The 7,423-nt window shown below is 68.5% G+C and carries 5 protein-coding genes; 2 read left to right on the top strand and 3 right to left on the bottom strand.

Going from position 1 to position 7,423, the window contains the following annotated elements:
* Nucleotides 1-395 precede the first annotated feature (395 nt).
* Nucleotides 396-1,403 (bottom strand): stage II sporulation protein M, encoded by a 1,008-nt coding sequence (locus ACFU95_RS30940; RefSeq protein WP_383834030.1) that lies wholly within the window; start codon nucleotides 1,401-1,403, stop codon nucleotides 396-398.
* Between the two features lie 130 nt (nucleotides 1,404-1,533).
* Between ACFU95_RS30940 and ACFU95_RS30935 the strand changes: the two genes are divergently transcribed.
* Entirely contained in the window at nucleotides 1,534-2,517 is a 984-nt protein-coding gene (locus ACFU95_RS30935; RefSeq protein WP_383834028.1) for an RDD family protein, read from the top strand.
* Nucleotides 2,518-2,521: 4 nt separating this feature from the next.
* On the opposite strand, the gene ACFU95_RS30930 is transcribed toward ACFU95_RS30935, so the two are convergent.
* Entirely contained in the window at nucleotides 2,522-3,136 is a 615-nt protein-coding gene (locus ACFU95_RS30930; protein WP_383834025.1) for a hypothetical protein, read from the bottom strand.
* A gap of 152 nt (nucleotides 3,137-3,288) precedes the next feature.
* Nucleotides 3,289-4,746 (bottom strand): adenosylhomocysteinase, encoded by a 1,458-nt coding sequence (gene ahcY, locus ACFU95_RS30925; RefSeq protein WP_383834022.1) that lies wholly within the window; start codon nucleotides 4,744-4,746, stop codon nucleotides 3,289-3,291.
* A 518-nt stretch (nucleotides 4,747-5,264) separates the two neighbouring features.
* Between ahcY and ACFU95_RS30920 the strand changes: the two genes are divergently transcribed.
* Nucleotides 5,265-7,367, top strand: a complete 2,103-nt coding sequence (locus tag ACFU95_RS30920; RefSeq protein WP_383834020.1) for a fructose-specific PTS transporter subunit EIIC — start codon at nucleotides 5,265-5,267, stop codon at nucleotides 7,365-7,367.
* Nucleotides 7,368-7,423: the final 56 nt, after the last annotated feature.

Below are 7,423 nucleotides of genomic sequence, written 5' to 3'. Positions count from 1 at the left end.
TTGAGTTCTCAAGGAACGGACGCTTCCTTTGTACTCACCCTCTCGGGCTTTCCTCCGGGCTTTTCCCTTCGGTCTTGCGTTTCCGACTCTATCAGATCCTTTTCCGATCCGATTTCCTCGGCGCTTTCCAGGTTCCCGCTCTCGCGTTTCCCTTTCCGGCGGTTCCGACTTTATCAGAAGTTTCGGGCCGGACAGACCAGCCACTCATTTCCGAAATCATCGGGAGGGGCTTCTCGGGAATCAACGTTCCGCTGAAGCAGACAGACACTCACTCTGCCCGGTGGGACTGCATCCACTTCCAGGCAACTGTTCGAATCTACCTCCCCGCTCGCGCCGTGTCAACGGCTCTTGTGGGGCGAAGAGGAGACTAGCAGCTGAACAGGCGGGTTCGCACATCAGGCCGCGGTCGGAACGGCGGCGCTGCGCTCGGACGCCTCGACGTCGCCGGTCTCTCCGGCGCGGGCGGCACGTCCGCCGAGGACATAGACGTATGCGAGGAAGGCCATTTCGGCGACGACGCCGATGCTGATTCGTGCCCAGGTGGGCAGGCCCGAGGGGGTGACGAAGCCTTCGATGGCGCCGGAGACGAAGAGGACGAGGGCGAGTCCTATCGCCATGCCGATCGCGGCTCGGCCTTCCTCGGCGAGGGCTATGCGTCGGGTGCGAGGACCCGGGTCTATGAGGGTCCAGCCGAGGCGCAGGCCGGTGCCGGCCGCGACGAAGACCGCGGTCAGTTCGAGGAGGCCGTGCGGCAGGACGAGGCCGAGGAAGGTGTCCAAGCGGCCTGCCGAGGACATGAGGCCGAAGCCGACGCCGAGGTTGAGCATGTTCTGGAAGAGGATCCAGAGCACCGGCAGGCCCAGGAAGACGCCGAGGATCAGGCAGAGTGCTGCGGCCCAGGCGTTGTTCGTCCAGACCTGGGCCGCGAAGGATGCCGCGGGGTGGCTGGAGTAGTACGTCTCGTACTGGCCGCCGGGGCGGGTGAGCTCGCGCAGTTCACTGGGGGCCGCGATGGTGGCCTGTACTTCGGGATGGGTGCCTATCCACCAGCCCAGCAACACCGCGACGAGGGTGGAGAGGAGCGCTGTGGGGACCCACCAGTGGCGCGAACGGTAGACCGCGGCTGGGAATCCGTGGGTGAGGAATTGGGTGACATCGCGCCAGGAGGCGCGTCGGGTTCCTGTCACGGCGTTACGCGCGCGTGCCACCAGTTGGCTGAGGCGACCGGTCAGCTGGGGGTCGGGGGCGCTGGACTGGATCAGGGACAGGTGAGTGGCCGTGCGCTGGTAGAGCGTGACGAGTTCGTCGGCCTCGACGCCGGTGAGGCGGCGCTGGCGTCCGAGGAGCGCGTCGAGGCGGTCCCATTCGGCTCGGTGGGCGGTGACGAAGACATCGAGGTCCATCTGCTTTCCTGCTCCCCGGCTGTTCGTCGGCGACTCATCGTGGACGTCAGCTTGTCGTACTGCGGCGCGATGCGCCTTCAGCTTGGCAGACTGGCCATTCCACAGGCAGGGCAGGGGAAGGGCGGGCGGCGTGAGTGAGTTGGTGACGGGTGAGGCGGTGGCGCTGGAGCTGCGCCCCGCGAAACTGCCCAGCAGGGCGCTGGCCGTGCTGCTGGATCTGGCCGTGGCTGTGCTCGTCTACATCGTCGTGACCATTGGTGTGGTGGCTGCCACCGCTTCTCTGGACGAGGCGGCACAGACCGCGCTGTCGATCGCATTGTTCGTGCTGCTGCTGGTCGGCGGGCCGATCGCGGTCGAGACGCTCAGCCATGGGCGCTCGCTCGGAAAGCTTGCGTGTGGGTTGCGGGTGGTGCGCGACGACGGCGGACCGATCCGGTTCCGGCACGCCCTGGTGCGTGGCCTCATAGGCGTGATCGAGATTCTGATGACGCTCGGCGTCGTAGCCGTCATCTCTTCGCTGGTGTCCGCGCGCGGGCGGCGACTCGGTGACGTGTTCGCCGGGACGCTCGTCGTACGGGAACGAGTGCCACTCGCGCGGACGGGCTTCGTTCCCCCGCCTCCGCCCTGGTTGGCCGGGCGGTTTTCGGGGCTTGACCTGTCGGCGGTTCCCGATGGCCTCTGGCTCGCCATTCGCCAGTACCTGACACGGATGCAGCAACTCGACCCTCAGGTCGGCTGGAGCATGGCGGAGCGCCTTGCGACGGACGTCGCGGCGCGCACGGGCGCTCCGGCACCGCAGGGCGTGCCGCCGGCCGCGTATCTGGCGGCGGTTCTTCAGGAACGACAGACACGGGAGGCGCGACGGGCCTTCGGTAACGGTCGGGCCGCGGGCGGAGCGGGCGCGTACGGCCCAGCGGTCATGCCGCCTGCTGCTGCGTCGCCTCCGCCTGTCCCGTACGGCGAGAGGGTGGTGCCGGTCGGTGGTCAGCCCGCCGGTCAGGTGGAAGGGGATCGCGCCTCCCTCGCCTCGCACGAGGCCGTTCGGCCGAGTCCTGCGCCCGGCGACGCGCCAGCGGACGATCGGCCCGCCACCGGCTTCGCGCCGCCGGCCTAGCCGCTCAGGCGAACGTCGACGGCGGCGAGTCCAGGTCCTCCAGCTCGATGCCCGGTGCCGCGAGGACCACGTCGCCCGCGATGTGTACGGCGTGCTGCTCGCCGGTGTCCAGGGCTGTGACCTGGTATTCGTCCACGGTCAGAGGGCCGTTGTCAGTGGCGTGTGTTTGTCTGTTCACCAAGGCCCAGGACTGGTCCACGGTGCGCGGGGCCAGGACCGGGTCCGTGAGGGCCACGAGGCGGACGCGGGTTGCCGAGTCGGAAGGGGTGAGGCGCAGGAGACGAGCGGTGGCGATGAGGAACGCGGGGGACGTCCCGGTGAAGGCATGGGCGCGCACATTGCCTTCCGTGGCGTGAACCCCGGTGGGGTCGGTACGGACCCAGGTGACGCCGTCGAGGGCGGCACCGCGTACCTGCCAGCCACCTGCGTGAAGTTCGAGTCGGAGGGGACGGCCGAGTTCGTCCAGGGTGAGGTCGACGGAGCCGCTGTGATCGCCCGCGGGGGTGGTCAGCTGGGAGACGTAGCGCCAGCCGGAAGGGCCGGGGGCGCAGTGGAAGTGCTCTTCTGCGAGGGGGGTGTGATCGTGCGGATCATGGAGCGAATAGCGGCCGCGGGGCATCGGGGTCCTGGGTCTTGATGGCTCTTGGTGGCTTGAAGGTCTGGTCCGGCCATGCGGAGCATCGGGGCCGTACGGGCTGACGGGCCGCACGGCCAACGGGACAGGCCCCCGACACGGGGGTGCGGGGGCCTGTCTCGGTGGAGCGACTCGGCTCAGTAGCGGTAGTGGTCCGGCTTGAACGGGCCCTCGACCTCTACGCCGATGTACGCGGCCTGCTCGGGGCGGAGCTTCGTCAGCTTCACACCGAGCGAGTCGAGGTGGAGACGCGCCACCTTCTCGTCCAGGTGCTTGGGCAGCGTGTAGACGCCGGTCGGGTAGGCGTCCGGCTTGGTGAACAGCTCGATCTGGGCCAGGGTCTGGTCCGCGAAGGAGTTGGACATCACGAAGGACGGGTGACCGGTGGCGTTGCCCAGGTTCAGCAGGCGGCCCTCGGACAGGACGATCAGCACCTTGCCGTCGGGGAACGTCCAGGTGTGGACCTGCGGCTTGACCTCGTCCTTGACGATGCCCGGGAACTTGGCGAGGCCCGCCATGTCGATCTCGTTGTCGAAGTGGCCGATGTTGCCGACGATCGCCTGGTGCTTCATCTTGGCCATGTCCGAGGCCATGATGATGTCCTTGTTGCCGGTCGTGGTGATGAAGATGTCGGCCTTGTCGATGACCTCGTCGAGGGTCGTGACCTGGTAGCCGTCCATCGCCGCCTGGAGGGCGCAGATCGGGTCGATCTCGGTGACGATCACGCGGGCGCCCTGTCCGCGCAGGGACTCCGCGCAGCCCTTGCCCACGTCGCCGTAGCCGCAGACGACCGCGGTCTTGCCGCCGATGAGGACGTCGGTGGCGCGGTTGATGCCGTCGATCAGGGAGTGGCGGCAGCCGTACTTGTTGTCGAACTTCGACTTGGTGACGGCGTCGTTGACGTTGATCGCCGGGAAGAGGAGGACGCCGTCGCGCTGCATCTCGTACAGGCGGTGGACGCCGGTCGTGGTCTCCTCGGTCACGCCGCGGATCTCCGAGGCCAGCTGGGTCCACTTCTGCGAGCCGTCCGTGATGGTGCGGTGCAGGAGTTCGAGGATGACGCGGTGCTCGTCGGACTCGGCGGTGTCGACGGAGGGGACCTTGCCGTCCTTCTCGTACTCGACGCCCTTGTGGACGAGGAGGGTGGCGTCACCGCCGTCGTCGAGGATCATGTTGGGGCCGCCGGTGGGGGTGTTCGGCCAGGTCAGGGCCTGCTCCGTGCACCACCAGTACTCCTCCAGGGTCTCGCCCTTCCAGGCGAAGACCGGGATGCCCTGCGGGTTGTCGGGCGTGCCGTTCGGGCCGACGGCGATCGCGGCGGCAGCGTGGTCCTGGGTGGAGAAGATGTTGCAGGACGCCCAGCGGACCTCGGCGCCGAGGGCGGCCAGGGTCTCGATGAGGACGGCGGTCTGCACGGTCATGTGCAGGGAGCCGGTGATGCGGGCGCCGGCCAGCGGCTGGGCCTCCGCGTACTCCTTGCGGATCGCCATCAGGCCGGGCATCTCGTGCTCGGCGAGGGTGATCTCCTTGCGGCCGAACTCGGCCAGGGAGAGGTCGGCGACCTTGAAGTCCTGTCGGTTCTCGACAGTCGTCATTACGAGCTGCTCCTCGGGGTTGGGGCGAGGGTGGGTACGGCTGTTCTGCGCGGCGGCGGACACAAGGAGTGCCCGAAGAGGACACAGGCATGCCCGCGTGCGCGCAGCGCAGTCCGTCGGAGGCCCTCTCTCCCTCGGCCGGTCCGCTTCAGGACCGCCCGACCGCCATCAGCAGCGACGTCTGGCTCTGTCCCAAGCTACACCGGGAGGCCCGGCCGTCCCCAGTCCGCCTACGCACAGATCGCGCCATCACAGGGCTCGGCGCGGGGAGGGTGGAGGGTCGCCGGGGGCAGCGGCAGGTGTGGGGGGCGGTCGTGTGCGGGAGTGCTGTGCGGGGGCGATAGCGGGACACCGACGAAGGGCGCACAGGAGGCGCCGGAGCGGAATGAAGTGGGGCCCTCGCGCCTTTGAGTCTGCGGCGAGGTGGTGCAGGATGCCCGGGAGATCTGAACAACCGATCGATCTTGCGGGACGTCCGGGACGGCGTTTCCGCGTGACAAAGGCGTTAGGAGATCGACGTGACCAGTCCGGCCGGCCCTCCCCCCACGGGCGGCGGCAGCGGCGAGCAGAAGCGGTTGAGGTTGCTCGCGGTGACCGCGTGCCCGACCGGCATCGCCCATACGTACATGGCGGCTGAGAAGCTCGCGCAGGCCGCCGAGAGCCGCGGTATCGACATGAAGGTGGAGACCCAAGGATCCATCGGGGCTGAGAACGTCCTCGATGACAACGATGTCAAGCACGCGGACGGCATCATCGTCGCCGCGGACAAGGACGTGGACCTGAGCCGATTCGCGGGCAAGCGGGTACTGACCGTGGGTGTGGCCGAGGGCATTCGTCACCCGGAGCAGCTGATCGAGCGTGTGATGTCGGCGCCTGTACACACACCAGGGAGCGCCCCCACGGCTCCCGCGTCCGGTGGCGGCAAGGAGCGGAGCGTCGGGTACAAGGCGCTGATGAACGGGGTCAGTTACATGATCCCATTCGTCGTGGTTGGCGGGCTGCTGATCGCGATCTCGCTCTCGCTCGGCGGGCACACCGACCCGTCGGGCGGTCTGGTCATCCCGAAGGACTCCTTCTGGATGGACATCAACAACATCGGGGTCATCGGCTTCACGCTGATGGTGCCCATCCTGTCCGGTTACATCGCGTATGCCATCGGGGACCGACCCGCGCTGGTGCCCGGCATGATCGGTGGCTGGATCGCCAACACCGGGGAGTTGTACGACTCCAAGGCGGGGGCCGGGTTCATCGGGGCGATCGTGACCGGGTTCCTCGCCGGGTATCTGGTCCTGTGGATCAAGAAGGTCAGGGTCCCGAAGTTCGCTCAGCCGATCATGCCGATCATCGTGATCCCGATCGTGGCGACGACGGCGCTCGGGCTGTTCTTCATCTATGTCATCGGGAAGCCGATCTCGTGGGTGTTCGAGCACCTGACCAGCTGGCTCAGTGGGATGACCGGCACGAGTGCGATCCTGCTCGGCGCGATTCTCGGGCTGATGATCGCGTTCGACATGGGCGGGCCGGTCAACAAGACGGCGTTCCTGTTCGGCGCGGGGCTGATCGCGACCGGCAACCAGACGGTCATGGGCATGTGCGCGGCGGCGATCCCGGTCATGCCGTTGGGTCAGGGCCTCGCCACGCTGATACGGAAGCGGCTCTATACCGAGCAGGAGCGGGAGACGGGGCTCGCCTCGCTGTTCATGGGCTGCTTCGGCATCTCCGAGGGTGCGATCCCGTTCGCCGCTGCGCGACCCGCGCAGGTCATCCCGGCCAACATGCTCGGCGGCGCGGTGGCCGGTGCGATCGCCGGGGTCGCCGGCGTCGAGGACGCGGTGCCGCACGGCGGGCCGATCGTGGCGGTGCTGGGCGCGGTGAGCGGCGTACCGATGTTCTTCGTGGCCGTGCTGATCGGCACGGTCGTCACCGCGCTGACGACGGTCGCTCTGGTGGACATCAGCGAGCGGAAGCGGGGCGGTGCACCGGGCGGTGACGCGGGTCTCGGCACGGGTGTCTCCACGCCCGAGCCGGCGTTGGTCGGGGCGGCGGCTGTGAGTGCCCCGAGCGCGGGGGCCGGCCCAGCGCCACAGGCCGTATCCGCCCCCGTGCCCGCACCCACGCCCGCGGACACCGGGAACCCGCCTGCCACGTCCCCGGCCGATGGCGCCGAAGTCCTCTCCGGCTATCTCACCGAGCAGACCGTGAAGGTCGAACTCGACGCCACCGACAAGGAGTCCGCCATTCGCGAGATGGCAGGGCTGCTGGCCGGGACCGGCAAGGTGGCGGATGCCGACGAGTTGGTGGCGACCGCGCTTCGGCGGGAGGCTCAGGGCACGACCGGGCTCGGTGAGGAGATCGCGATTCCGCATGCCAAGACGGATGCGGTGACGGCGCCGATCGTCGGTTTCGCGCGGTCCGCGCCGGGCGTGGAGTGGGGCTCGCTGGACGGTACGAAGGCGCGGCTGGTGTTCATGATCGCCGTACCGGAGGCGGCAGCGGGCGACGAGCACCTGCGGATTCTCGCGTTGCTGTCACGGAAGTTGATGGATGCCGGGTTCCGGGAGCGGCTGCTCGCGGCCGGCGACGAGCGGGCGGTGCTGGGTGTGTTGAGCGAGATCCAGTAGTCCGAAGAGCGAGATCCAGTAGTCCGAGGTGCGGGCCCGCGGTCATCACGCCGCGG

It is taken from the genome of Streptomyces sp. NPDC057623, assembly GCF_042800355.1.
In the GTDB taxonomy this organism is placed as follows: Bacteria; Actinomycetota; Actinomycetes; order Streptomycetales; family Streptomycetaceae; genus Streptomyces.
The sequence above is the reverse complement of the archived record's forward strand: the minus strand, read 5'-3'. Positions and strand labels throughout refer to the sequence as shown.

Excerpts from the sequence above, each read along its gene's own strand:
- ACFU95_RS30940 (WP_383834030.1), bottom strand. The coding sequence starts at position 1,403 with ATGGACCTCGATGTCTTCGTCACCGCCCACCGAGCCGAATGGGACCGC.
- ACFU95_RS30930 (WP_383834025.1), bottom strand. The coding sequence starts at position 3,136 with ATGCCCCGCGGCCGCTATTCGCTCCATGATCCGCACGATCACACCCCC.
- ahcY (WP_383834022.1), bottom strand. The coding sequence starts at position 4,746 with ATGACGACTGTCGAGAACCGACAGGACTTCAAGGTCGCCGACCTCTCC.